Here is a 23,698-nt window from a genome sequence, read left to right on the forward strand (position 1 = left end):
TTGCATCATTGGGGACAGAAGATTGCCTTGAAGGCCATGAGTCAAGAAGATTGTCGACAAACGACAAATCGTCAGTTACCAAAAACGGGTAAAGCTGCGGATCTGGGCAGCGTGGTTTCACGGAGAAAAGAGTGTTGGCTGAACACCGCGGATTTGTTCCTCTCAATCGCGATGGTCTTGTGGACCGGGTGGCCAAAACTTTGGTCGATGCGATCCTTGCGGGCGGCATTCCACCGGGTGAACGGCTGGCCGAATCGACCATTGCCAAACAGATGGACCTGAGCCGTGCGCCGGTGCGCGAGGCGCTGCGTTTGCTGGAATCCTCGGGGCTGGTGGAATACCGCACAAACCGTGGGTTCTTTGTCAAAGTGGTGTCCGTGACCTCGATGGCAGACCTTTATGACCTGCGCATCCTTCTGGAGACGGCGGCGATCCGGCGGCTGACCGAAATCAACGCTGACGTTGCCCTGCCTGCGCTGCGCGCGCAGGTGGCCGAGCTGCACCGGCTGGCGGGGGAGGGCGACGACCTGATGGCCCATGTGTCGGCAGATATGCAGTTTCACCGGCTGATCTGCGAGCATTCAGGCAATCAGCGGTTCCTGCAACTGTTCGACCAAATCGCCAACGAGACAAAGCTCGGGCTGCTGGTGATCGGGCGGCTGTATGACGATCCGCACGAGATGGCCGGAACGCACGATCCGATTGTGGAGGCTGTCGCGCTTGGGGATGCGAACCGTGCGGCGGGCGCCATCGACTATCACATTCGCGTCGCCAAAGAGATGGTCACGCAACATTTCCATGACCAGCAAGAGGGCAAACCGGAATGAAATGTTTCTACGCCAAAAAGACCGAGGCGCACGATCCTGCGTTTCGTCTGTATATGGGCAATATGGCCCGCAACGCCGAACAGGCCGAACGGGCGCGGTTGTTGCTGGCGGGGCTGGACCGGCTGGACATGCCGGTGACCGAACCGGGCGAGGTGCCACGCGCGCTGCTGGAAAAGGTCCACACGCCCGAGCTTCTGGCCTTTCTCGAAACCGGCTGGGATGAATGGAAGGCGCTGGAAGGTTCTGGCCCCGAGGTGGTGCCGAACGTGCACGCGCTGAACAAGGAGCGCACCTATCCCAAACATATCGTGGGCAAGGCCGGCTGGCATATGGGGGACACATCCGCGCCGCTGGGCAAGAATTCGTGGCAGGCGACGCTGGGTGCTGCCGCGGCTGCCTATGACGCGGCACAGGCGGTTCTGGACGGTGATAACGTGGCCTATGCGCTGTGCCGCCCGCCGGGGCATCACAGTTCGGCGGACATCGTTGCGGGGCACTGCATGATCAACTGCGCCGCCGTCGCAGCCGAGACGCTGCGCGAAACCCATGGCCGCGTTGCGGTGCTGGACATCGACGTGCACCACGGCAATGGCACGCAGGACATCTTTTACGAACGCGATGACGTTCTGTTCGTTTCGATCCATGCCACGCCAGAAACCTATTACCCGTTCTTTGTGGGCTATGACCACGAAACAGGGCGCGGTGCAGGCAAGGGGTACAACCTGAACATCCCGCTGGCACAAAGCACCGGCGACGACGGATGGTGCGATGCGGTGGCGACAGGGCTTGACCGCGTGGCCTCTTTTAAGCCTGATGCGCTCGTTGTAAGCCTTGGGCTGGATGCACATGAAAACGACCCCCTCAAGGGGTTGCAGGTGACCTTTGACGGCTTTTCCCGCGCGGGGGGCATGATTGCCGCCGCCGGGTTGCCAACGGTTCTGGTGCAAGAGGGCGGGTATCTTTCGCCTGACCTGACCACTTCGCTTGTCGCATTTCTGGCCGGATACACCGGACGGGACATGCAATTCTGAAACTGGCGCACCCTTGCGCCGCTCTGACCGACGGGAAACAGACATGAACATTCGTTCGAACTCGCTGCAAGAAACCGACATTGCCTATCAGCTGCACCCCTACACCAACGCGCGGGTGCACGAGGAGCAGGGCCCGATGATCATCACCAAGGGTGACGGTTGCTATGTCTATGACAGCGAGGGCAAGAAATACCTTGAAGGGTTGGCGGGCCTGTGGTCGGTCGCGGTCGGCTTTTCGCAGCCGCGCCTGGTCGAAGCGGCGGCCAAGCAGATGGCCGAGCTGCCCTATATCCAGAACTTTGCCCACAAGGCGCACGCGCCGGGCATCCTGCTGGCCGAAAAGCTGGTGGAAATGACGCCCGAGCATCTGACCAAGGTGTTCTACACAAACTCCGGTTCCGAGGCGAACGACACGGTCGTCAAATTCGTCTGGTTCATGAATAACATGCTGGGCCGGCCGAAGAAAAAGAAATTCCTGGCCCGCAACAAAGGCTATCACGGCATCACCATCGCCTCGGGGTCGCTGACTGGTCTGCCGGGCAACCAGCGCGGTTTTGACCTGCCGGCGATTCCCGTCGTGCACCTGACCTGCCCGCATCACTACCGCTGGGCCAATGAGGGCGAGAGCGAGACCGAGTTCACCGCGCGCCTGCTGAAAGAGGCCGAGGACACCATTCTGGCCGAAGACCCCGATACAATCGCGGCCTTCATCGGCGAGCCGGTGATGGGTGCCGGTGGCGTCATGACCCCGCCCGAAGGCTACTGGCCGGGCATCGAGGCGCTGTGCCGCAAATATGACATCCTGCTGGTGTCCGACGAGGTCATCAACGGCTTTGGCCGCACCGGCCAGCCGTTCGGTTGCCAGACTTACGGCTTCACCCCCGATATTCTGGTGACTTCGAAACAGCTGACGTCGTCCTATATGCCGCTGGCGGCGATCCTGATGACCGATGCGGTGTACCAGGTCATCGCGGATTACACCGCCGAACTGGGCACGCTGGGCCACGGCTTTACCGCAGGTGGTAACCCCGTTGCCTGTGCTGTGGGCATCGAGAACCTGAACATCATTCAGGAAGATGACCTGATGGGCAACGCCGCGCGCCTGTCGGACCGGCTGCAGTCGGGTCTGCGGGCGTTTTCGGATCACCCGCTGGTGGGTGAAGTGCGCGGCGTTGGCCTGATCGCGGGCGTCGAGCTGGTGCGTGACAAGGAAACCAAAGCGTTGTTTGAACCGGCCGGCAAGATCTGCGCCATGGCGGCCAAGTTCGCCGCAGAGGAAGGTCTGATCATCCGCAACATCTACGAGACAATCGGCATTTGCCCGCCGTTGATCATCACGGCAGAGCAGATTGACGAGTTGCTGGAAAAACTGGGCCGCGCGCTGGACCGGACACTGGAATGGGCCAAGGCCGAAGGGCTGAAGTAAACCGATACGGGGTTCAGGGGGCGCTGCCCCTCGCGCCTCACGGCGCGCCCCCGGAGTTTATCCGGCAAGATGAAGAAAGGCCCCGCGCGATTGTGCGGGGCCTTTGACGTTTAGTCGGCGTGGCTGTCCGCGATGGTCGCATAGGCCAGATTCTTGAAGATCGTGCGCAGCGGGCCGCGGTTGGCCGGTGACTGGATCATCAGCAGCGCGATCATGTCTTCGGCGGGATCGGCGTAATAACCGGTGCCAGCCGCACCGCCCCAGTTGTAATCGCCCTTGGTGCCGAAGGAGGGCGCGTTGCCGTCTTCCAGACGCACGCCATATCCCAGGCCAAAGCCATAACCGGGGCCGGGCAGGTAGTATTTGCCGGGCGTGATCCCGTCGAGCTGGTTCGAGGTCATCAGCTGCACGGTTTTGGGCGACAACAGGCGGGTGCCGTTCAACTCGCCCCCGTTCAGCATCATCTGCGCGAACTTGGCATAGTCGTGCACGGTGGACATCAGCCCGCCGCCGCCCGACTGGTTGGGCTTGCGCACGCGCGGATCGAAAATGTCCCCGGCACCCAATTGGGCCTGATCGGGGAAGGCTTCGGCGATGCGGGGGTAATCCGCCTCATCGTCCACGTAGAACGCCGTGTCGGTCATGCCCAGAGGCTCAAAGATGCGCGCGGTCATGAACTCTTCCAGGCTCTGGCCCGAAATGGTTTCGATCACCGCACCCAGCACGTCGGTCGAACGCGAGTATTCCCATGTTGTGCCGGGATCATGCTCCAGCGGCAGGCTGGCCAGCAGATTGGCCTGTTCGATGCCGGTGTTCTCGGACGACCAGACGTCGGCGGCGTTATAGGCATCGCGCGCCGGCCCCGCGCCGAAGAATCCGTAAGTCAGCCCAGAGGTGTGGCGCATCAGGTCGCGGATGGTCATCACACCCTTGGCCGGGCGGGTCACCGGTTTGCCCTCGGCGTCGGTCTCGCCGGTGACAACGGTCATATCCTTGAAGGCGGGCAGATAGGTGGCAACCGGTGCCTCCAGCAGCAACCGGCCTTCCTCGACCAGCATCATCGCGGCGACGGTGGTGATCGGCTTGGTCATGGAATAGATGCGAAAAATCGCGTCCTCGGTCATCGGTTCACCATCGGGGGTGATCTTGCCCATGGTCGACAGGTGCGCGATCTGGCCATCGCGGATCAGCATGATAACGGCACCGGGTGTCATCCCCTTGTCCACCATCGCGCCGAATGTGGCGTCCATCCGTGCGACCCGCTCGGGGTCCAGTCCCAGGGCCGCAGCGTCGCCGCGTGGCAGGTCCTCGGCCCAGCCCGCCGTGACGCCCGCAAGGACAAGTGCGCCGGCCGCAAAGCCGGTTTTCAGCATGTTCATATTGTCTCCTCCCGTTTGATGCAGCCGGTTGGGGCTGCAACCGCAGGGTAGGCGGATGGGCACGCCTGTGGCAAATTACCTTGCGGCATGTTTTCATGTGCGGGTTTGCAGAGGCCGATGTGGCCTGCCCGCACTGGCGTTTCCGCACGACAGGGCTTATCTGGCTTGCAGCATATCAAACGAGGTCCCGATGTCCGACAGCAGCACCTATGAAACCCCCGGCCCCGTCGAAGGCGGCCTTGCGGGCGCGATCAGCCCTATCGAAGAGATCATCGAGGCAGCGCGGGCGGGGCAGATGTTTATCCTGGTCGACCACGAGGACCGCGAGAACGAAGGCGATTTGGTGATTCCCGCAGGCTTTGCCGATGCCAAGGCGATCAATTTCATGGCGACGCACGGGCGCGGGCTGATCTGTCTGACGCTGCCCGCCGAGCGGATCGAAGAACTGGGGCTGCCGATGATGGCCATGCACAATTCTTCGCGCCACGAGACGGCATTTACCGTCAGCATCGAGGCACGCGAGGGGGTAAGCACGGGCATTTCCGCAGCCGACCGCGCGCTGACCGTGGCCACCGCGATCAACCCGCAGGCAGGGCAGGCCGATATCGCCACGCCCGGCCACGTGTTCCCGCTGCGTGCGCGTCCCGGAGGCGTGCTGGTGCGGGCCGGTCACACCGAAGCAGGCTGTGACGTCGCGCGGCTGGCGGGGCATTATCCGGCCTCGGTCATTTGCGAGATCATGAAGCCCAACGGCGAAATGGCGCGGCTGCCCGATCTGGTGGACTATGCCGCCGAACACGGGCTGAAGATCGGCACCATCAGCGACCTGATCGCCTATCGTCGGCGCCACGACAATCTGGTGGACCAGACCGATGCGCGCATGGTCACCTCGGAATTCGGCGGCGAATGGGACATGCGGATTTTCACCGATCAGACCTTTGGCGTTGAACACGTCGCACTGATCAAGGGCGATATTACCACGTCGGAACCTGTGCTGGTGCGCACCCATGCGCTGGATGTGTCGACGGATGTGCTGGGTCTTGGACCGACGCCCGCCAGCGAGCTGCCGCGCGCGATGGAGATCATTGCGAAAGAGGGGCGCGGGGTTGTGTGCCTGTTCCGCCAGCCGCGCAAAACCCTGACCGAGGTCGAAGAAGAGGGCCCGCGCACGGTCAAGAACACCGGTCTGGGGGCGCAAATCCTGTCGAACCTGGGGCTGACCCAGCTGATCCTGCTGACGGATCACCCGCAAACGCGGTATGTGGGGCTGGATTCCTACAACCTAGAAATCACGGGCACCCGCCCGATCATGGGAGACGCCTGATGGCCGGCAACGAACAACATTACGTCCTGGAGCGCCCCAGCTTTGACCGGCCGGTGAAAATCCTGATTGTCGTGTCCCCGTATTACAAGGACATCGCCGACAACCTGGTCGCCGGTGCCAAGGCCGAGATCGAGGCCGCTGGCGGCACCTGGGAGCTGGTCGAGATGCCCGGCGCGCTGGAAATTCCCACCGCCATCGGGATTTCGGACCGGGCGTCGAACTTTGACGGCTATGTCGCACTGGGCTGCGTCATTCGCGGTGAAACCACGCACTATGAAACCGTCTGCAACGACAGCAGCCGCGCGCTGCAACTGTTGGGTTTGCAGGGGTTGTGCATCGGCAACGGCATCCTGACGGTTGAAAACCGCGCGCAGGCCGAAGTACGCGCCGACGCCATGGGCCAGAACAAGGGCGGCGGTGCGGCTGCTGCGGCCTTGCATCTTGTTGCACTCGCCCGTAAGTGGCGGGGCCAAAGCAAAGGCATCGGGTTCAAACCCGCCTCTGAGAACATCCTGCTTGCAGGCGATAACGACGGACCCACCACAGCATGACCCTTTCGGGCAATCAAAAACGCAAAATGCGCTCGGCCTCGCGGCTTTATGCGGTTCAGGCACTGTTCCAGATGGAACACTCCAGCCAGACCATCGAGGCGGTGCAACGCGAGTTTCTGGACCACCGGTTCGGCGCGACCTATGACGGCGACGAGATGCAAGAGGGCGACCCCGATCATTTCGGCCGCGTGCTGGAAGATGCGGTGAACTATCAGGCGTCGATTGACCAGATGACCGACCGTGCGCTGGTGGCGAAATGGCCGATTGCGCGGATCGACCCCACGCTGCGGGCGCTGTTCCGTGCGGCGGGGGCCGAGTTCCGCGACACCGGCACGCCGCCCAAGGTTGTCATCGTCGAATATGTCGACGTGGCGCGTGCGTTCTTCCCGGACGGCAAGGAACCCAGTTTCGTGAACGCGGTTCTGGACCACATGGCGCGCGAGGCGCGGCCCGAGGCATTCTGATGCGGGCGATGCAGGTCAGGGCGCTGGGTGCGCCGTTGGAACTGCATGAGGTGGCCATGCCCGAGCCCGGTGCAGGCGAGGTGCGGCTGCGGGTTCTGGCCTGCGGTCTGAACTTTGCCGATACGCTGGTGCAGGTTGGCAAATACCAGGAAAAATTTGATCTGCCGTTGACACCGGGAATGGAGTTGTGCGGCGTGGTCGATGCGCTGGGCGATGGCGTGGACAGCTTGCACGTGGGCCAACGGGTTGCGGCCAATCCGGGGCATGGCGGGCTGGCCGACTACGCCGTGATGCCGGCCAGCGCCTGTGTTCCGATCAGCGACACCATGTCTGACGCGGACGCGGCTGCGTTTTTGGTGGCCTATGCCAGCAGCCACATGGCGCTGGATCATCGCGCACATCTGCGCCCCGGTGAACGCCTGCTGGTGCTGGGCGCGTCGGGTGGCGTGGGCCTGACGGCGGTGGAACTGGGCAAGCTGATGGGGGCCGAGGTCATCGCCTGTGCCCGAGGTGCTGACAAGCTCGAGATCGCGCGCAAGGCCGGGGCGGATCACCTGATCGACAGCGATACTGATGACCTGCGCGAGGTTGTGCTGGGATTGGGCGGTGCGGACGTGGTCTATGACCCCATCGGCGGCGATCTGTTCACCGCCGCCATGCGCGCCTGCAACCCCGAGGCGCGGATATTGCCCATCGGCTTTGCCAGCGGGACGGTGCCGCAAATTCCCGCGAACATCCTGCTGGTCAAGAACCTGACGGTGATCGGTTTCTATGTGGGCGGTTACAAACGCTTTGCGCCCGAGGTGCTGACCCGCAGCTTTGCCCAGTTGATTGCATGGTATGATGCGGGCCAGTTGCGGCCTCATGTCAGCAACATCCTGACGCTGGATCAGGCGAACGCAGGGCTGGACCTGCTGCGCACACGGAAAGCGACGGGCAAGGTGGTGATCGAGATTAGCGCAGCTTGACCTTGCCGCGCGAGATGACGCGCGCCTTTTGCTGCTCTCGCACAAATACGAACAACCCCGACGACAGGATCAGGATGATCCCGACCCAGACCTCCAACACCGGCAGTTCTGCAAAGATCGCCCAGCCCCAGAACACCGCCAGCGGCAGGCCCGCGTATTCGAACGGTGCAACGGTGGCGGCATCGGCGCTGCGGTATGCCTGGGACAGGCAATAGCCGACAGCGGCCGAATTCAGTCCCAGCCCGACAAAGGCCCAGATGTCCTCTGGCGCTGGCCAGACCCACGCGCGCAGCAGGAACAACAAAGACGGATTGGTCGTGCCTTCGGCAAATCGTCCGTCACCCGCGACAAGGAAAAACAGCAAGGACACCAGAATAAACGTCACCTGGATATAGACCGACAAGGCGCTGGCCTTGCTGGTGACGCCCAGCTTGCGTGTCATCAGCTGGTTCAGCGCATAGGTCAGCGCCGACAGCACCGGCAGCAACAACACCAGCCGTGACACTTCCAGTTCGCTGGCATCGGCCCATGGCCGCTGCATGATCACCACGCCGATAAACCCGACCAGTACCGCGCCGATGCGCAGGGGGCCGACCTTTTCGCCCAGCAGCGGGATCGACAGCACCGTGATGAACAGCGGTGCCACGAAAAACAGCGCCGTCGCGTCAGCCAGAGGCAATGCCGCCAGCGCCACGAAATAGGACATGTTGGAAATCACGATCAACAGGCCCCGTGTCGCGTGCAGCCAGGGCGTGCTGGTGCGCAGGATCGACCATCCGCCTTCGAATTGTACGATGCACAGTGTGATCATCAATCCGATGGCCGAACGCACAAAAACGATCTCGTGCAGGGGGTAGCCGCCCGACAGCTGTTTGATCAGCATATCGTTGATCGAAATGCAGAAAATCCCGATCAGGATAAAGGCAATGCCGATGCCGGCGCGATTCTGGGGAAGGGTGGTCATGGACAAGCTCTAGCAGTCCAGCGGGATATGTCACGCCTCTTGGCGCATCTGGCGCAATGGGATATGACCGGATGAACGCACAGAGGGAGCCAGCCAGATGAAAATGTCCGACACGCGCCAGATCGACGCCCCGCCCGCCGCGGTTTACGCCGCCTTGCTGGACCCCGCCGTGCTGCAGGCCTGTGTGCCGGGGGCCCAGGATGTCACCGGATCGCCCGAAGAAGGATTCGAGGCCACGGTGGTGCAAAAGGTCGGTCCGGTTAAGGCGACGTTCAAGGGGCAAGTGACCCTGTCCGAGATGGTTGAGAACCAGTCGCTGACCATCACCGGCGAAGGCAAGGGCGGCGCCGCAGGCTTTGCCAAGGGTGGTGCCGATGTGCGTGTGACCGAAAAGGATGGCGGCACAGAGCTGAGCTATGACGTCGAGGCCAAGGTCGGCGGCAAGCTGGCGCAGTTGGGCAGCCGGATCATCGACGGGTTCGCCAAGAAGATGGCTGACCAGTTCTTTGACAACTTCAAGGCCGCGGTCGAAGGTCCCGCCCCCGAAGAGGCAGCCGCCGACGAAGCCGGGGCCGAAGACGATGCACCCAAGAAAAGCTGGCTGGGCCGGTTGACCGGCAAGGACTGACCAAACGTCATTCGGACCGATCTGGCGGGCGCACAGGTGACTGTGCGTTCCCGCGCTGGTCATGACGCTCTTGGCGCATTAGATACCTTCTCCGAAGCTGCCGGAGGCCCGCATGTCCACAATTCTTGAAATTCGTGATCTGAAGAAATCCTATGACGGTGGGTTCGAGGCACTCAAGGGCGTGAACCTGTCCATCGAGGAAGGTGAGATTATCGCTCTGCTGGGTCCGAACGGCGCGGGCAAGACCACGCTGATCTCGGCGATTTGCGGCATCGTCATGCCAACATCGGGCAGCGTCAGTGTGGGCGGCCACGACATCGGGACCGACTTTCGCGCCGCGCGTACCCTGATCGGGCTGGTCCCGCAGGAGGTGGCGCTGGAGCCGTTTGAAAAGGTCATCAACACCGTGCGCTTTTCGCGCGGTCTGTTCGGCAAACGCGGCGACGATGCGCTGATCGAAACCATACTCAAGCGTCTGTCACTGTGGGACAAGCGCAACAACCAGATCAAGGAACTGTCGGGCGGCATGAAGCGCCGCGTTCTGATCGCCAAGGCGCTGGCGCACGAGCCGCGCGTTCTGTTCCTGGACGAGCCGACCGCCGGCGTGGACGTGGAACTGCGCAAGGACATGTGGGACATCGTGGCAGACCTGAAGGCTGACGGTGTCACCATCATCCTGACCACCCATTACATCGAAGAGGCCGAGGCCATCGCCGACCGCATCGGTGTGATCGCCAAGGGCGAGATCCTGTTGGTCGAGGACAAGGATGCGCTGATGCTGCGGATGGGCAAAAAAGAGCTTGAGGTGCAACTGAGCGCGCCACTGGATGCACTGCCCGCCAGCCTGCAATCGGATACGGTGCGGTTGGGACCGGACGGGTCCAGCCTGATCTACACATACGACACCCGCGCCGAGCGCACGGGCATCACCAAACTGCTGAGCGATGTGGCTGCCGAAGGGCTGGTCCTGCGCGACGTGGTCACGCGGCAATCCTCGCTTGAGGATATTTTTGTGACTTTGGTCAAGGAGGACGCGGCATGAACTGGACGGCGATCAAATCCATCTATGTCTTCGAGATGACGCGGTTTTTCCGCACTTTCCTGCAATCGCTGATCTCGCCAGTGCTGTCGACCTCGCTCTATTTCGTGGTCTTTGGCGCGGCCATCGGCAGCCGTATCAACGAGGTTGAGGGCGTCAGCTATGCCGCCTTTATCGTGCCGGGGCTGATCATGCTGTCGGTGATGACCCAAGGGATCTCGAACGGATCTTTCGGCATCTATTTCCCCAAGTTTATCGGCACGATCTATGAACTGCTTTCGGCTCCGGTGAGTTTTCTGGAAATCGTCGTGGGCTATGTGGGGGCCGCGGCCACCAAGGCGATGTTCATTGGTGTTATTATCCTGATCACCGCGTTTTTCTTTGTGGACCTCCATATCATGCACCCCGGTGCGATGGTGCTGTTCCTGGTCCTGACCTGCGTCAGCTTTTCGCTGTTCGGCTTTATCATCGGCATCTGGGCGAAGAATTTTGAACAGTTGCAACTGGTGCCCCTGCTGATCGTCACCCCCTTGGTGTTCCTGGGCGGATCGTTCTATTCGATCTCGATGCTGCCGCCTGTCTGGCAGGCGATTTCGATGTTCAATCCGGTGGTCTACCTGATTTCGGGCTTCCGTTGGGCGTTCTTCGGCATTGCCGATGTGCCGATTGGCACCAGCCTGATGGCGATTGCCGCATTTACCGGACTTTGCCTGCTGGTGGTCGGATGGATTTTCCGCACAGGCTGGCGCATTCGGGAATAAAGGACGCTTGGCCTTGTTTGCCATGGCTGCGCTGTCTACATCAGCGGGATGAAACGTTTTATCCCCTTTATCAAATCGGATCCGACCGTTGCCGTGGTCCGCATGCAGGGCGTGATCGCGGGCGGCACCCGTGGCACGCTGAATGATGCCAGCCTTGGGCCTGTCCTTGAAAAAGCCTTTGCGCGGGGCAAGCCTGTGGCGGTGGCGCTGGAAATCAGCTCACCCGGGGGCAGCCCTGTGCAATCCTCGCTGATCGGCGCGCGCATCCGGCGGTTGGCCGAGGAAAAGAACATCCCCGTCATCGCCTTTGTCGAGGATGTGGCCGCGTCAGGTGGGTACTGGCTGGCTGCTGCGGCGGACGAGATTTACGCCGACCCGTCGTCGGTACTGGGGTCCGTCGGTGTGATCTCGGCAGGCTTTGGGATGCACGAGCTGATTGAACGCTATGGCATTGAACGCCGCGTGCACACGGCAGGCAAGTCCAAGTCGATGAACGATCCCTTCCGTCCTGAAAAGCCCGAGGATGTTGCCCGACTGGACCGGTTGCTGACCGACATCCACACAAATTTCATCGACCACGTGACCGCACGGCGCGGCGCCAAGCTGGACAGCACCGAAGAGCTGTTTACCGGCGAGGTCTGGTTGGCCAAGCGCGCCACCGAACTGGGGTTGATCGACGGCATCGGCCATTTGAAACCGGTGCTCAAGGACCGCTTTGGTGACAAGCTCAAGTTCCGCCGCTACGGCGTACGCCGTCCGTTCTGGTCGCGTTTTGGTGCACAGGTGGTCGAGGACGCGGGTCACATGATCGAAGAACGGGCCGCTTATGCCCGGTTCGGGCTGTAGCCCATGCTCCTCAAGATCATCGTTCTGTTTTTTGTGTTTATCGCGGTGCTGGGTTTTTTCGGCAAAATGCACTGGCTGGGCGGCAAGCGGCTGAGCCAGTCGAAATGCCCCAGCTGTGGCCGTTACCGCATTGGCCGTTCCCCCTGTCCCTGTCTTAAAAAAGGCTGAGTAATGATTTTGCCGTGGATATTGTCGGGCCTCGGGCTCGTGATCTTGCTGTTGGCAGGCGATGCGCTGGTCAAAGGTGCGGTGAACCTGAGCCTGCGGTTTGGCGTGCCTGCGCTGATTGTCAGCCTGACCATCGTGGCGTTCGGCACCTCGGCGCCCGAGCTTTTGATTTCTATTCAGGCCATTCTGGACGGGGTGCCCAGCATGGCGCTGGGCAACGTGGTGGGGTCGAACACGGCCAACGTGCTGTTGGTGCTGGGCCTGCCTGCGTTGCTGGCGACGATGCACACGTCCGAATGCAATACCCGCAAGACGTTCCGTTTCATGATCATTGCGACGCTGGTGTTCATCGCGCTGGGCGTGCGCGGGGTCTATGACTGGATCGCGGGGATTGTCCTGCTGACGCTGATGGCCGGAGTGCTGTACGATGCCTTCCGCCAGACGCGCAAACACCGCCGTGCGGACAAAGCCGCGCGGGCTGCCGCCGCAGCCGACTGTTGCGACGATGATGAGGTCGAAGGCGCTGATCCCGACATGAAAATGTGGATGATCCTGGCCTATCTGGTTGCGGGTCTGGTCGGTCTGCCGCTGGGGGCGCAGTTGCTGGTCACCAATGCGACCATCATCGCCCAGACCTATGGTGTCAGCGATACGGTGATCGGACTGACGCTGGTGGCCGTGGGCACCTCGCTGCCCGAACTGGCGACCACGGTGATGGCGGCCCTGCGCCGTCAGGCTGATGTGGCGCTGGGCAATGTGATCGGGTCGAACATTTTCAACCTGCTGGGCATCATCGGTGTGGCCTCCTTCGTCGGGCCGATCCCCGTGGACCCGCAATTCCTGCAACTGGATTTCTGGGTGATGCTGGCGGCGTCGCTGCTGCTGTTGCCCTTTGTCTATTTCCGACAGGATATTTCGCGGCTGTGGGGTGTGATCTTGACCGCGCTCTATGTGGCCTATGTGATGGTTGTACTGTTCTGGACCTGACACGCCGAAAGGACCGCCCATGACCCTGCACCCAAGGAGCCTTGTTACCGGAGCAGGCCAGCGGCTGGGCCGCGCGATGGCCCTCTATCTGGCGCAGCGCGGGCATGATGTGGCGGTGCATTATGCCACGTCATCTGAAGAGGCCGACGCGGTGGTCGGCCAGATCAAGGCCATGGGCCGCAATGCCGTGGCCATTCAAGCCGACCTGCTGGACGAAGACGCGACACACGCGCTGTTCGGTCAGGCCGTCGAGGGGCTGGGCGGGCCGGTCACCTGCCTGGTCAACAACGCCTCGATTTTTGAATATGACACCATTCATTCGGCCACCCGCGACCATTGGGACAAACACATGGGCAGCAATCTGCGCGCGCCCTTTCTGCTGACGCAGCGCATGGCGGCGCAGGGGTTGCAGCCGGACACCGATGACAACGGCGAACCTGTCGCGACCGGTCTGATCGTCAACATGGTGGATCAGCGTGTGCGGAAGCTGACGCCCGAGTTCATGACCTATACGCTGGCCAAGATGGGCCTTTGGGCCCTGACCCAGACCACGGCGCGCGCCCTTGCGCCGGCCATCCGCGTCAACGCCATCGGCCCCGGCCCGACCCTGCAAGGGGCGCGGCAAAGCGACAGCCATTTTGCAGCCCAGCGGGCCGCGACCGTTCTGGGGCGCGGGGCGAATGCGGCAGACATCACCGCGGCGCTGGGCTATTTTCTGGATGCTCCTGCCATTACAGGTCAGTTGCTGTGCGTGGACGGCGGCCAGCATCTGGCGTGGCAGACGCCGGACGTTCAGGGTGTGGAATGACACGAATCGGCACAGAGACACGGGGGAATCCAACCCGTTCCGAAAGGGAGACAGGAAGAGTTTTGCACTGCGTTAATCTTCGTCACAAAACTGTTACGAAAAGGTCTTTGTTTTCAGGGGCTTGCTATGTGGAAAAGAAAATTCCCTTTGAATTCAATGGCCTTCTGGCCTGCTTAAAAAATAGGCAATTCAACGAAACCTGCCAAATTCAACGAAAAATTCCCGACCCCGTAAAGTTGTCCAAAGACTTATCCACAGGAATGGTGGACATCAAATCGCTTGAACCGTCATCCATTTTTGTTGCAGCGCGCAGGGTGGGGGATTCGATCTGACCATGGCGGAAGAGAGCGAAACAGAAGTTCAGCCGAAGCAGGGTCATCAGGTCATTCAGGCCTATCTGAAAACCATCGACTCTTCGCCCGGCGTGTACCGGATGCTGGATAGCGAAAGCCGCGTGCTCTACGTGGGCAAGGCGCGCAACCTGCGGGCGCGGGTGTCGTCCTATGCCCGTCCCACCGGCCACAGCGGGCGCATCGCGCGGATGATTGCCAGCACCGCGTCGATGATGTTCCTGACCACGCGCACCGAAACCGAAGCGTTGCTGCTGGAACAGAACCTGATCAAGCAGCTCAAGCCCAAGTTCAACGTGCTGCTGCGCGACGACAAGAGCTTTCCCAATATTCTGGTCACCGCGGACAGCGATTACCCACAGATCAAAAAGCATCGCGGGGCGAAGAAAGAGAAGGGCGCCTATTACGGCCCCTTTGCCAGCGCCGGTGCCGTGAACCGCACCCTGAACCAGTTGCAGCGGGTGTTCCTGCTGCGCGACTGCTCCAATTCCATGTTCGAAAGCCGCACGCGCCCCTGTCTTCAGTACCAGATCAAGCGGTGCAGCGCGCCCTGCGTGGGCAAGATCAGCCCGCAGGACTATCAACAGACCGTGCAGGACGCCGAGAAGTTCCTGTCCGGCAAATCCACCGACATTCAGGCGCGTCTGGGCCGCGAGATGGCGCAGGCGTCCGAGGATATGGAGTTCGAGCGCGCCGCTGCCCTGCGCGACCGGATCAAGGCGCTGACACAGGTGCAGACCGCCCAGGGCATCAACCCCAAGAACGTGGACGAGGCCGACGTGATCGCGCTGCACATGGAGAACGGGCAGGCCTGTGTGCAGGTGTTCTTTATCCGGGCGGGGCAAAACTGGGGCAACCACGATTATTACCCGCGTGTGGGGGCGGATGTGGACCCGGCCGAGGTGCTGGAAGCATTTGTCGGCCAGTTCTACGACACACGCGAGCCGCCGCGACAGTTGATCCTGTCAAATGCAGTGGAAAACCCCGATCTGATGGCCGACGCGCTGGGTCAGAAATTGGGTCGCAAGGTCGAATTGCTGGTTCCCCAGCGCGGGGAGAAGGCCGAACTGATCGACAGCGCCCTGCGCAACGCCCGCGAAAGCCTGGCCCGCAAGATGGCCGAAACCGCAACACAGGCGCGGTTGTTGCAGGGGCTGGCCGAGGCGTTTGATCTGCCCAAGGTGCCCGAACGGGTCGAGGTTTACGACAACAGCCACATTCAGGGTGCCCATGCGGTGGGTGCGATGATTGTCGCAGGCCCGGACGGGTTCATGAAGAACCAGTACCGCAAGTTCAACATCCGCGGTGATGAACTGACCCCCGGCGACGATTTCGGCATGATGAAAGAGGTGTTGAATCGCCGTTTCAAACGGCTGCTCAAGGAAGACCCGGACCGCACGCGCGGGATGTGGCCGGACCTGTTGCTGATCGACGGCGGCGCGGGGCAGGTCAGCGCGGTGCGCGAGATCATGGAGGATCACGGCGTCGGGGATATTCCTATGGTCGGTGTGGCCAAGGGGCTGGACCGCGACGCGGGCAAGGAAGAATTCCACCGCACCGGCAAGACGGTCAAGGCGCTGCGCCACAATGATCCGGTGCTGTATTTCATCCAGCGCATGCGCGACGAGGCGCACCGCTTTGCCATTGGCACCCACCGCGCCAAACGGTCCAAGGCCGTAGGGGCCACACCGTTGGACGATGTGCCGGGCGTGGGCGCAGCGCGCAAGCGTGCGCTGCTGGCGCATTTCGGCTCGGCCAAGGCGGTGGCGCGGGCCAATCTTGCCGACCTCAAGGCGGTCGATGGGGTGTCGGCGGCGCTGGCGCAGAAGATTTACGATTACTTTCAGACGGGCTAATCGCGATTCATGAAATAACCTTGCGATTCACATCCAATTCCACCTTGCCTCTTCCGTGCAATCCTCCGACGCTGCGGCGGAATAATGAAAGGTCCCGACATGTCCCTGATGCAAGGTTTTCCGCCCGCCCCCGAAGATCGCGCCACGCTTGCAAACTGGCGCACGCGGCCCTTTAACGCTTGGGCTTTTCACCATGTGCGCGAAGTGGTCCCCTCGGCCGAGATTCGAAACGATCCGGCCAATGTGCGCGTGCTGGCGAAGGGCGACACCGACCTGTCTGCGGCCAATCTGGATCAGGCCATCGACGGCATGGCCAATGATGCGCTGGTGATCCTGCACAAGGGCAAGGTCGTGCACGAGAGCTATCGCAACGGAATGACCCGCCACGATCCGCACATTCTGATGTCTGTATCGAAATCCATGCTGGGACTGGTCATGGGCACATTGGTTGAACGCGGCGAGGTTGCGGTGGATGACCTGCTGACCAAATACCTGCCCGAACTGTCCGGCACTGCATATGGAGGGGCCACCATCCGGCACGCGCTGGACATGCAGGTGGGGCTGGAGTTCGAAGAGGATTATACCGCCACTTCAGGCGTGATCGTCGATTACCGCAAGGCTGCCAACTGGAACCCGCTGGCGCCGGGCGACGAGGCGGGTGATTTGCGCAGCTTCCAGGAGCGGCTAACCAACTCCACCGGCCCGCATGGCAAGACATTCTATTACGCATCACCCGTGACCGATATGCTGGCCTGGTTGATGGAGCGCGCCACGGGCCTGCGGTTTGCCGATCTGATCTCGCAGCGGTTGCTGGCGCCGATGGGGGCGGAAACGTCCGGTTATGTCACTGTCGACCGAATCGGCGGTGCGCGTGGGGCAGGGGGCATGTGCCTGACCGCCCGCGATCTGGCGCTGGTCGGCCAGTTGATGATCGAAGGCGGCGCACGTGATGGCGTGCAGATCATCCCTAAAAGCTGGATCGATGATATCATCACCCAAGGCGACAATTCCGCGTGGAAACGCGGCGATTTTCTGGACAAGTTCGAGAACCAGAACATGCACTACCGCGCGAAATGGTATGTGCATCCCGGCAAGACGCCGCTGATCCACGGGCTGGGCATTCACGGCCAGTTCCTGTTTGTCGATCCGGTGCGCGAATTGTCCATCGCGTGGTTCTCGTCCGAAGGCATGCCCACCGACCAAGGCTGGTTGGACCATGTCATGACGTCTGTCGAACGCATCCGCGACGCGATTGCGATCTGACCCTTTTCCAAAGGCGCGCAACAGGATACCACGTTGATATGATCTGGAACCTGCCCAATATCCTGACCGCCCTGCGTCTGCTCGCTGCCCCTATGGTTGCGGTCATGTTCCTGTTTTTCCCGCGGTTTTACGCGGATTGGTTCGCGCTGGTGCTGTTCGTCAGTGCGGCGGTTACCGATTGGTTCGACGGCTATCTGGCCCGCGCGTGGAAGCAACAGACAAAGCTGGGCGCGATGCTGGACCCTATCGCGGACAAGGCGATGGTGGTGATCGCGTTGATGGTCATCATCGGTTTTTCCAGCTGGAAGGCGTCGCTGGTCCTGCCCGCGACGATGATCCTGTTCCGTGAGGTTTTTGTCAGCGGTTTGCGTGAATATCTGGGCGACGTGGCGGGGACGCTTGCGGTGACCAAGCTGGCCAAGTGGAAGACGACCTTGCAGATGATCGCCATCGCGGTGCTGTTCTCGCAGGGGGTATTCGAACACTACAGCGTGACGGCCGGCGGGCTGGGCTGGAAACTGTTGCTGGCCGAATGGTCGGGACGAGTCGGCCTGTGGCTGCTGTGGATTGCGGCGGGGCTGACGCTGATGACCGGCTGGGACTACTTCCGCAAGGCGCTGCCGCATCTGAAGGAGACCGTGTGATGGACGTGTTGTATTTTGCATGGGTACGCGAACGGATCGGCCTGCCACGCGAAAAGGTCGAGACCGAGGCCGCCACCGTCAACGATCTGGTGGTTGAACTGCGCGCCCGCGAAGAGCGTTATGACATGGCGTTTTCCGACCTCAGCGCCCTGCGCGTGGCGCTGGACCAGCAACTGTCCGACTTTGACGCGTCGCTGACAGGGGTGCGTGAGGTTGCGTTTTTTCCACCGATGACCGGCGGTTGAGCCATGCGGATCACCGTGCAAGAGGCGCCATTTGACCTGGGGGCTGAAGCGAATGCCTTTGCTGCGGGGCACACGGATATGGGCGCGATCGTAACATTTACCGGTGTCGTGCGCGATCTGCCCGACGATCCGCTGGTGGCGATGGAAATCGAACATTACCCCGGTATGACCGAGGCGGCGCTGACCGAAATTGCCACCCGTGCGCAAGAACGCTGGCACTTGGGCGACGTTCTGGTAATCCACCGCTATGGCCGCCTGACACCGGGCGAGACAATCATGATGGTCGCCACCGCCGCACCGCACCGTCGGGATGCTTTTGAGGCGGCGGAATATCTGATGGATTTCCTGAAGTCCCGCGCCCCCTTCTGGAAGCGTGAGATCACCGCCAACGGGGCATCAGAGTGGGTCGAGGCAAAGGATACGGACGAGGACGCGTTAAGCCGCTGGTAGATGGCCGCGCTCTCCTGCGATGGCTTCTTAGCCTGCCTGATTTTTCTCGATATAGGCGCGCATCTCTTCCGCCTCGTGGCGGGCGTCGCGCAGGCCATCCATTGCGGCGCGCAGTTCGGCCTCGGTCTGGCTCAGCTGGTTGGTCAACTCAGCCTCACGCTGTTGCAGATAGGTGATCGCCTGATCGCGCGTCTCTTCGGCTTCGTGCAGTTCCTGGCTCATTCGATCCAGTTCGGCCACATCGCCCTGTGCCACGCGGCTGAACCGGTGCACCAGCCAGTTTGCAAACCACCCTAGGCAGAATGCCACGAATAGGATGATGGCCGTCGCTATGACGAATTCTGTTCTGCTCATTCCGTCGCGTCCCCTGACCCGTCTGGCTCGTCTGACGCGTCGTTTTCTTCTGCGCCTTCGTCGGCGCTGTTATCACCGCTTTCGGCGAGGCTTTCCAGAGTTGTTTGCGGTGCGGGAGCACTGGCTTGGGGTTTAATTAACCAAAATTCGATGCGACGGTTGGCTTCGCGGCCTTCTTCGGTGTCGTTGTCCTGAATCGGGCGCTCTTCGCCATAGCCCTTGGCCTCGAATGTCGCGGTCCGCACACGGCGGGCGCGAAGTTCGTTCAGGACCGACTGGGCACGGGCCTGCGACAGTGACAGGTTCATCTCTTCGCGGCCCTGGCTGTCGGTGTGTCCCTGGATCTCCAGGGGCAGGTCGCCGCAGGTTTTCAAGACCTCGGCAATCTCGTCCATGGTCGACAGCGTGCTGGCGTCGATGGTGGCGCTGCTGGGTTCAAAGTTGATCTTGCTGCTATCGGTGATCGCCTTGATCTGCGCCAGACATTCCTCTGGTGTCGGAAGTGCGGCCTGCGGGTCCAGTTTCTCCTGATAGGTCACATTGATCTCGAACTCTTCCGCCTCGCCCAGCTTGGCGGCCAGCAGGGTGGCGATCCGGGTGCTGGCATCGGCATCGCCGGTGTTGCCCGATACGGTCAGCTTGTCAGGGGTCACGGTCACCGCGCCGTTTGACAGGTTCGACAGCGATTCCAACCCCGCCAGGACCCGCGTGGACCAATCCGATGGCAGGCCCTCTACAACGCGGGCGGCGGTATAGACCCGGTCCGAGCCAAAGCGCGATTTGGCATAGCTGTCCGCGATGTTGCGCAGGTTTTCGTTGCTCAGCCGTCCACGCAACTGCACCTGTCCTTCGGGGGACAGGGTCGCCACGAATTCAGGCGGACCCTGATCGGGGGCCTGGGTCTCGGGCAGCTTGGCATATAAGGCAAAAACCTCGGGCAGCTCGTTTTCCAGCTCGCCCACCACGGTGTCGAATGTGCCCTGATCGGTGCCCTCATTGGCCAGCAGGGTCACGTCCGCGTCCGAGAATGTGACCGAACCGCCGCCGATCTTGGCCAGCGCTGCGATGGATTGCTCGACTGCCTGCGCCCAGTTCGGGCTGGGCACACCCATGCCCACGGTGCAGCGTCCGGTGGTGGTCATGCCGGCGGCAACTGCGGCGTTCAGGATGCGGGTGCGGGCCTTTTCGGTGTCGGCGCTGCACGCATCAAAGCGCGCGCCGTCCTCGTCGATGAGAAACCGCAGGGTAAAGGGCGTGATCACAGGGCGCGGGGCGGCAATGTCCAGTGACAGCCGCAACCCCGGAGGCGTCGCCGCCCGCAGGGATTTTTCCAGCGCCAGCTTGTCCTTGGCACTGTCGGTGATCGCGGTGATTGCCACGCGGCCCGCGCTGACCGAGACCTTGGCGCGCGGAAGCTGCTCCATGGCGACCAGCGCAAAATCCAGCGCGACTTCCCAGCCTTCGGGGGCGGGATAGTCGGCGGTTTCGATCAGGTCGGCCACCGGCGTGCTCTCGCCGGCCATCGCGGCAAAGCGGTCGGTGATGGTGTCGCGGTCGGTGCTGCCGGGAATCAGGCCGATGATGGAAATGCCCGCATCATTGCGCAGGATCTCGGCGGAGAAACGGGGCGGGCGGATGGCGGCGACGGCCTTGGCTTCCATGCCGTCGATGACGCGGGCGGCGTCCACAACGGTGCCCGCCGTGGTCAGGGCGGCAAAGCGTTCGGCCTCGGTCGGGGCAATGCCCGACAGCGTGACGGTCAGCCCGTCGGCCTGCACTTCGGCCCAGGTGGCGCCTGCGTCGTCCAGCGCGTCCCGAACCCCGATCTCTGATGTCTCCTCGATCAGCTTGACCGAGAAATTTGCCGCCACGATGGCGACCAGGGCGGCCGCGACAAAGGTAGAGGCGATGATCAGAGCCGAGCTAAGACGCATGTGTTTTCCAAGGGCTGTGGCTGTCTGGGAACTTGTTACGCGGCCCAACCCCCTGTTTCAATCACGCGAGCAGACTGGCGGCAAAAAACACCAGCGGAATCATGCCGGTGTCGCGGTTGACCCGAAACAGTCGCAAACATTTGCCCGCGTCGTTGGCATCAAAGCCACGCAACTGCCACGTCATGTGCCACCCCATCGCCCACGGCCCGATCAGCGCAATCGCCAGCGCAAGCCCCGACGCATTGGGCAGTGCGGCAAAGATCACCGCAAGCCCCATCAGCCCGACCGTCGCCATCAGGAAACGGCGCAGCCATTGTGGTGACTTTTCCGCAAACAGGCGCGCGGTGGATTTCACCCCGATCAGCGCGTCATCCTCGGTGTCCTGATGGGCATAGATGGTGTCATAGAACAGCGTCCACGCGATACCCGCCAGGTACAGAACCACCGCGGGGGCGGCCAGTGATCCGGTGTGCGCCACCCAGATCATCAGCGCGCCCCAGTTGAACGCGAGCCCCAGAAACACCTGCGGCCACCACGTAAAGCGCTTGGCAAAAGGATAGATCGCCACCGGCAACAACGCCAGCACACCTATTCGTATGGCCGCCGCGTTGAACGTCAGCAGGATCAGGAAAGCCAGCAGCGCCTGAATGCACATCCAAACCAGTGCCCCGCGCACGCTGACCTGACCCGAAGGGATGGGCCGCGAGCGTGTCCGCTCGACAGAGCCGTCAATGTCGCGGTCGGTGATGTCGTTCCACGTACAGCCCGCCCCGCGCATCAGGAACGCCCCCAGCGCACAAGCCACGATCAACCACAGGTCGGACCAGCGCGGGCTTTGATCATACAGGATCGCCAATGCCAGACCCCACCAGCAGGGAATCAGCAACAGCCAGGTGCCGATGGGCCGGTCGGCCCGCGACAGCCGCAAATAGGGGCGCGACCATTCCGGTGCGAGGCGGTCCACCCAGTTGCCGTTGACCGCATCGGCGACCGATCCCCGGGCGCTTGCGTTTTCTGCAGGCTCTGCCTCTGGTACGGCGGGGTTGTCTTGCATATGTATCTGCCCATGAATGACGCGAAAATCCGCCTTTATGTAGACGCACCCTTGGGGCAGGGGCAAACGGTTCCTCTGAACCGCGATCAGGCGCATTACCTCTTTGGGGTGATGCGACAGGCCGTGGGCGGTGCTGTTCTGCTGTTCAACGGGCGCGACGGGGAATGGCGTGCGGACATCACCCAGGCCGGCAAGCGCAGCGGCGAACTGGCTTGCGTGGCGCAGACGAAACCGTTGCAGATGCCCCCCGACCTGTGGCTGATGTTCGCCCCGATCAAAAAGGCGCGCACCGATTTTATCGTCGAGAAGGCCGCCGAGATGGGCGCTGCGCGTATCCTTCCGGTGATGACCGAGTTCACCAATGCCGGCCGCATCCAGCGTGACCGGCTTCAGGCCCATGCGGTCGAAGCGGCCGAGCAATGCGGTGGCACCTATGTGCCCGAGGTGACCGAGGCGCAAAAGCTGGGCCGCCTGCTGGACGGCTGGGACCCCGTGCGCCGCATTCTGTTTTGCGACGAGGCGCTGGCGGGCGACGCACCCGACCTGCCGACCGAGACCGGACCCTGGGCGATCCTGATCGGACCCGAGGGCGGATTTTCCGACGCCGAACGCAAACGGCTGCGCGGGTTGGACTTTGCCCACCCGATCGCCCTGGGGCCACGGATCTTGCGCGCCGATACGGCGGCGGTGGCGGCAATGACGGTGTGGCAGCGGACCTTGGGAGATTGGGGATGAGCGCGCAATGGGGGCGCTGCCCCCGGCCTGCGGCCTCCCCCGAAACATTTGCGGCCAAAAGAATGCAGACAGGTGTATCATGGCGGTAAGGTTCTTTCGACCCGAGGCGGTGGCGGCGGTGATGCGCTGGCGCGAGGTTCTGGTGGGTGTCGGCCTTGCCGTGCTGGGATTGTGGTGGATTTTGGGGCCGGGTGACCTGTTGGCGCTGGTGGGCGCCGGTCTGGTGCTGGTCGCGGGCGGTCTGATCCTGATCGGCATCCAGCGCGGACGCTTTCGAGGCCCCGGTGGCGGTGCCGGTGCCGTGCAGGTGGACGAGGGGCAGATCACCTATTTCGGCCCCCTGACCGGCGGTGCCATCGCCCTGCGCGAGATGGAGCGCCTGACGCTGGACCGTGCCATGTACCCGCCCCACTGGCGGCTGGACCAGCGCGGGTCGCCTGCGCTGATGATCCCGGTCAACGCGGCCGGATCGGACGCATTGTTCGACGCCTTTGCCAGCCTGCCGGGCCTGCGCACCGAACGGATGCTGAGCGAACTCAGCGAAAGCAGCAGGGCTGCGGTTGTCATCTGGGAACGCACGCCGCTGCGCCCTCAGGCGGCGCGGTTGCATTAGGGGGCTGTTGCGCCTTGACACTTCTGCCC

26 protein-coding genes are annotated in these 23,698 nt (G+C 62.2%); 21 read left to right on the top strand and 5 right to left on the bottom strand.

Features of this window, described 5'->3' with window-relative positions:
* The first annotated feature begins 131 nt into the window (after nucleotides 1-131).
* The 3 genes from BUC08_RS09635 to BUC08_RS09645 are packed head-to-tail and all read left to right on the top strand — an operon-like array spanning nucleotide 132 to nucleotide 3,284.
* Nucleotides 132-827 carry a GntR family transcriptional regulator gene (locus BUC08_RS09635; RefSeq protein WP_037924375.1) on the top strand — a complete coding sequence of 232 codons (696 nt, stop codon included), beginning with the start codon at nucleotides 132-134 and terminating at the stop codon, nucleotides 825-827.
* Entirely contained in the window at nucleotides 824-1,858 is a 1,035-nt protein-coding gene (locus BUC08_RS09640) for a histone deacetylase family protein (RefSeq protein ID WP_037924372.1), read from the top strand. Before BUC08_RS09635 ends, BUC08_RS09640 begins: the two co-directional genes overlap by 4 nt.
* Before the next feature lie 43 nt (nucleotides 1,859-1,901).
* Nucleotides 1,902-3,284 carry an aspartate aminotransferase family protein gene (locus BUC08_RS09645; RefSeq protein WP_037924369.1) on the top strand — a complete coding sequence of 461 codons (1,383 nt, stop codon included), beginning with the start codon at nucleotides 1,902-1,904 and terminating at the stop codon, nucleotides 3,282-3,284.
* A 110-nt stretch (nucleotides 3,285-3,394) separates the two neighbouring features.
* Here BUC08_RS09645 and BUC08_RS09650 read toward each other — a convergent pair whose 3' ends face one another.
* Nucleotides 3,395-4,663 carry a serine hydrolase domain-containing protein gene (locus BUC08_RS09650; protein ID WP_037924366.1) on the bottom strand — a complete coding sequence of 423 codons (1,269 nt, stop codon included), beginning with the start codon at nucleotides 4,661-4,663 and terminating at the stop codon, nucleotides 3,395-3,397.
* Nucleotides 4,664-4,853: 190 nt separating this feature from the next.
* Between BUC08_RS09650 and ribB the strand changes: the two genes are divergently transcribed.
* From ribB to BUC08_RS09670, 4 genes are read left to right on the top strand one after another with little or no spacing between them, the layout of a single operon-like run.
* Complete coding sequence (gene ribB, locus BUC08_RS09655) at nucleotides 4,854-5,987, top strand: 3,4-dihydroxy-2-butanone-4-phosphate synthase (protein WP_037924364.1); 1,134 nt, start codon at nucleotides 4,854-4,856, stop codon at nucleotides 5,985-5,987.
* Complete coding sequence (locus tag BUC08_RS09660) at nucleotides 5,987-6,538, top strand: 6,7-dimethyl-8-ribityllumazine synthase (RefSeq protein ID WP_037924362.1); 552 nt, start codon at nucleotides 5,987-5,989, stop codon at nucleotides 6,536-6,538. Before ribB ends, BUC08_RS09660 begins: the two co-directional genes overlap by 1 nt.
* Nucleotides 6,535-7,002: a transcription antitermination factor NusB gene (nusB, locus tag BUC08_RS09665; protein ID WP_037924360.1), complete on the top strand. Its 468-nt coding sequence runs from the start codon at nucleotides 6,535-6,537 to the stop codon at nucleotides 7,000-7,002. The genes BUC08_RS09660 and nusB overlap by 4 nt, the downstream gene beginning before the upstream one ends.
* Nucleotides 7,002-7,970 (top strand): NADPH:quinone oxidoreductase family protein, encoded by a 969-nt coding sequence (locus tag BUC08_RS09670; protein WP_037924356.1) that lies wholly within the window; start codon nucleotides 7,002-7,004, stop codon nucleotides 7,968-7,970. Before nusB ends, BUC08_RS09670 begins: the two co-directional genes overlap by 1 nt.
* On the opposite strand, the gene BUC08_RS09675 is transcribed toward BUC08_RS09670, so the two are convergent.
* Complete coding sequence (locus BUC08_RS09675; protein ID WP_037924354.1) at nucleotides 7,957-8,934, bottom strand: DMT family transporter; 978 nt, start codon at nucleotides 8,932-8,934, stop codon at nucleotides 7,957-7,959. The two genes, BUC08_RS09670 and BUC08_RS09675, sit on opposite strands and share 14 nt — an antisense overlap.
* Before the next feature lie 97 nt (nucleotides 8,935-9,031).
* Between BUC08_RS09675 and BUC08_RS09680 the strand changes: the two genes are divergently transcribed.
* The 12 genes from BUC08_RS09680 (at nucleotide 9,032) to BUC08_RS09730 (ending at nucleotide 18,979) form a co-directional block, all read left to right on the top strand.
* A complete protein-coding gene (locus BUC08_RS09680) occupies nucleotides 9,032-9,562 on the top strand; it encodes a CoxG family protein (RefSeq protein WP_037924352.1) in 531 nt (176 codons plus the stop codon).
* 112 nt (nucleotides 9,563-9,674) lie between these two features.
* Nucleotides 9,675-10,604: an ABC transporter ATP-binding protein gene (locus BUC08_RS09685; protein ID WP_037924350.1), complete on the top strand. Its 930-nt coding sequence runs from the start codon at nucleotides 9,675-9,677 to the stop codon at nucleotides 10,602-10,604.
* Nucleotides 10,601-11,362: an ABC transporter permease gene (locus tag BUC08_RS09690; protein WP_037924347.1), complete on the top strand. Its 762-nt coding sequence runs from the start codon at nucleotides 10,601-10,603 to the stop codon at nucleotides 11,360-11,362. The genes BUC08_RS09685 and BUC08_RS09690 overlap by 4 nt, the downstream gene beginning before the upstream one ends.
* Before the next feature lie 48 nt (nucleotides 11,363-11,410).
* Nucleotides 11,411-12,208, top strand: coding sequence for a S49 family peptidase (locus tag BUC08_RS09695; protein ID WP_037924346.1), 798 nt, complete (start codon nucleotides 11,411-11,413; stop codon nucleotides 12,206-12,208).
* Nucleotides 12,209-12,382: 174 nt separating this feature from the next.
* Nucleotides 12,383-13,363 (top strand): calcium/sodium antiporter, encoded by a 981-nt coding sequence (locus tag BUC08_RS09700; protein ID WP_447233402.1) that lies wholly within the window; start codon nucleotides 12,383-12,385, stop codon nucleotides 13,361-13,363.
* 19 nt (nucleotides 13,364-13,382) lie between these two features.
* The gene (locus tag BUC08_RS09705) at nucleotides 13,383-14,171 is read left to right on the top strand and encodes an SDR family oxidoreductase (protein WP_037924340.1); all 789 of its coding nucleotides are present in this window, start codon (nucleotides 13,383-13,385) and stop codon (nucleotides 14,169-14,171) included.
* A 128-nt stretch (nucleotides 14,172-14,299) separates the two neighbouring features.
* Entirely contained in the window at nucleotides 14,300-14,503 is a 204-nt protein-coding gene (locus tag BUC08_RS24315) for a hypothetical protein (protein ID WP_143186712.1), read from the top strand.
* A gap of 2 nt (nucleotides 14,504-14,505) precedes the next feature.
* Nucleotides 14,506-16,377 (top strand): excinuclease ABC subunit UvrC, encoded by a 1,872-nt coding sequence (gene uvrC, locus BUC08_RS09710; protein WP_037924338.1) that lies wholly within the window; start codon nucleotides 14,506-14,508, stop codon nucleotides 16,375-16,377.
* A 99-nt stretch (nucleotides 16,378-16,476) separates the two neighbouring features.
* A complete protein-coding gene (locus tag BUC08_RS09715; protein WP_051694135.1) occupies nucleotides 16,477-17,640 on the top strand; it encodes a serine hydrolase domain-containing protein in 1,164 nt (387 codons plus the stop codon).
* 38 nt (nucleotides 17,641-17,678) lie between these two features.
* On the top strand, nucleotides 17,679-18,284 hold the full coding sequence (gene pgsA, locus BUC08_RS09720; protein WP_037924336.1) for a CDP-diacylglycerol--glycerol-3-phosphate 3-phosphatidyltransferase: 606 nt from the start codon (nucleotides 17,679-17,681) through the stop codon (nucleotides 18,282-18,284).
* A complete protein-coding gene (gene moaD / locus BUC08_RS09725; RefSeq protein ID WP_037924334.1) occupies nucleotides 18,284-18,529 on the top strand; it encodes a molybdopterin converting factor subunit 1 in 246 nt (81 codons plus the stop codon). The genes pgsA and moaD overlap by 1 nt, the downstream gene beginning before the upstream one ends.
* A 3-nt stretch (nucleotides 18,530-18,532) precedes the next feature.
* Nucleotides 18,533-18,979: a molybdenum cofactor biosynthesis protein MoaE gene (locus tag BUC08_RS09730; protein ID WP_037924332.1), complete on the top strand. Its 447-nt coding sequence runs from the start codon at nucleotides 18,533-18,535 to the stop codon at nucleotides 18,977-18,979.
* A 27-nt stretch (nucleotides 18,980-19,006) separates the two neighbouring features.
* Here BUC08_RS09730 and BUC08_RS09735 read toward each other — a convergent pair whose 3' ends face one another.
* The 3 genes from BUC08_RS09735 to ubiA all read right to left on the bottom strand — a co-directional run bounded on the left by BUC08_RS09735 (nucleotide 19,007) and on the right by ubiA (nucleotide 22,321).
* Entirely contained in the window at nucleotides 19,007-19,333 is a 327-nt protein-coding gene (locus BUC08_RS09735) for a hypothetical protein (protein ID WP_028958653.1), read from the bottom strand.
* Nucleotides 19,330-21,267: an OmpA family protein gene (locus tag BUC08_RS09740; protein WP_037924329.1), complete on the bottom strand. Its 1,938-nt coding sequence runs from the start codon at nucleotides 21,265-21,267 to the stop codon at nucleotides 19,330-19,332. The genes BUC08_RS09735 and BUC08_RS09740 overlap by 4 nt, the downstream gene beginning before the upstream one ends.
* A 61-nt stretch (nucleotides 21,268-21,328) precedes the next feature.
* Nucleotides 21,329-22,321, bottom strand: coding sequence for a 4-hydroxybenzoate octaprenyltransferase (gene ubiA / locus BUC08_RS09745; protein WP_037924325.1), 993 nt, complete (start codon nucleotides 22,319-22,321; stop codon nucleotides 21,329-21,331).
* 12 nt (nucleotides 22,322-22,333) lie between these two features.
* On the opposite strand from ubiA, the gene BUC08_RS09750 reads away from it, so the two are divergent.
* Nucleotides 22,334-23,056, top strand: coding sequence for a 16S rRNA (uracil(1498)-N(3))-methyltransferase (locus BUC08_RS09750; protein WP_037924678.1), 723 nt, complete (start codon nucleotides 22,334-22,336; stop codon nucleotides 23,054-23,056).
* Between the two features lie 79 nt (nucleotides 23,057-23,135).
* A complete protein-coding gene (locus tag BUC08_RS09755; protein WP_037924322.1) occupies nucleotides 23,136-23,669 on the top strand; it encodes a hypothetical protein in 534 nt (177 codons plus the stop codon).
* Nucleotides 23,670-23,698: the final 29 nt, after the last annotated feature.

Origin of the sequence: Pseudosulfitobacter pseudonitzschiae (assembly GCF_900129395.1) — a bacterium.
GTDB lineage: Bacteria > Pseudomonadota > Alphaproteobacteria > Rhodobacterales > Rhodobacteraceae > Pseudosulfitobacter > Pseudosulfitobacter pseudonitzschiae.

Coding starts and splice junctions, on each gene's coding strand:
- BUC08_RS09640 (WP_037924372.1), top strand. CDS start 824: ATGAAATGTTTCTACGCCAAAAAGACCGAGGCGCACGATCCTGCGTTT.
- BUC08_RS09645 (WP_037924369.1), top strand. CDS start 1,902: ATGAACATTCGTTCGAACTCGCTGCAAGAAACCGACATTGCCTATCAG.
- BUC08_RS09650 (WP_037924366.1), bottom strand. CDS start 4,663: ATGAACATGCTGAAAACCGGCTTTGCGGCCGGCGCACTTGTCCTTGCG.
- ribB (WP_037924364.1), top strand. CDS start 4,854: ATGTCCGACAGCAGCACCTATGAAACCCCCGGCCCCGTCGAAGGCGGC.
- BUC08_RS09660 (WP_037924362.1), top strand. CDS start 5,987: ATGGCCGGCAACGAACAACATTACGTCCTGGAGCGCCCCAGCTTTGAC.
- nusB (WP_037924360.1), top strand. CDS start 6,535: ATGACCCTTTCGGGCAATCAAAAACGCAAAATGCGCTCGGCCTCGCGG.
- BUC08_RS09670 (WP_037924356.1), top strand. CDS start 7,002: ATGCGGGCGATGCAGGTCAGGGCGCTGGGTGCGCCGTTGGAACTGCAT.
- BUC08_RS09675 (WP_037924354.1), bottom strand. CDS start 8,934: ATGACCACCCTTCCCCAGAATCGCGCCGGCATCGGCATTGCCTTTATC.
- BUC08_RS09680 (WP_037924352.1), top strand. CDS start 9,032: ATGAAAATGTCCGACACGCGCCAGATCGACGCCCCGCCCGCCGCGGTT.
- BUC08_RS09685 (WP_037924350.1), top strand. CDS start 9,675: ATGTCCACAATTCTTGAAATTCGTGATCTGAAGAAATCCTATGACGGT.
- BUC08_RS09690 (WP_037924347.1), top strand. CDS start 10,601: ATGAACTGGACGGCGATCAAATCCATCTATGTCTTCGAGATGACGCGG.
- BUC08_RS09695 (WP_037924346.1), top strand. CDS start 11,411: ATGAAACGTTTTATCCCCTTTATCAAATCGGATCCGACCGTTGCCGTG.
- BUC08_RS09705 (WP_037924340.1), top strand. CDS start 13,383: ATGACCCTGCACCCAAGGAGCCTTGTTACCGGAGCAGGCCAGCGGCTG.
- uvrC (WP_037924338.1), top strand. CDS start 14,506: ATGGCGGAAGAGAGCGAAACAGAAGTTCAGCCGAAGCAGGGTCATCAG.
- BUC08_RS09715 (WP_051694135.1), top strand. CDS start 16,477: ATGTCCCTGATGCAAGGTTTTCCGCCCGCCCCCGAAGATCGCGCCACG.
- pgsA (WP_037924336.1), top strand. CDS start 17,679: ATGATCTGGAACCTGCCCAATATCCTGACCGCCCTGCGTCTGCTCGCT.
- moaD (WP_037924334.1), top strand. CDS start 18,284: ATGGACGTGTTGTATTTTGCATGGGTACGCGAACGGATCGGCCTGCCA.
- BUC08_RS09730 (WP_037924332.1), top strand. CDS start 18,533: ATGCGGATCACCGTGCAAGAGGCGCCATTTGACCTGGGGGCTGAAGCG.
- BUC08_RS09735 (WP_028958653.1), bottom strand. CDS start 19,333: ATGAGCAGAACAGAATTCGTCATAGCGACGGCCATCATCCTATTCGTG.
- BUC08_RS09740 (WP_037924329.1), bottom strand. CDS start 21,267: ATGCGTCTTAGCTCGGCTCTGATCATCGCCTCTACCTTTGTCGCGGCC.
- ubiA (WP_037924325.1), bottom strand. CDS start 22,321: ATGCAAGACAACCCCGCCGTACCAGAGGCAGAGCCTGCAGAAAACGCA.
- BUC08_RS09750 (WP_037924678.1), top strand. CDS start 22,334: ATGAATGACGCGAAAATCCGCCTTTATGTAGACGCACCCTTGGGGCAG.
- BUC08_RS09755 (WP_037924322.1), top strand. CDS start 23,136: ATGGCGGTAAGGTTCTTTCGACCCGAGGCGGTGGCGGCGGTGATGCGC.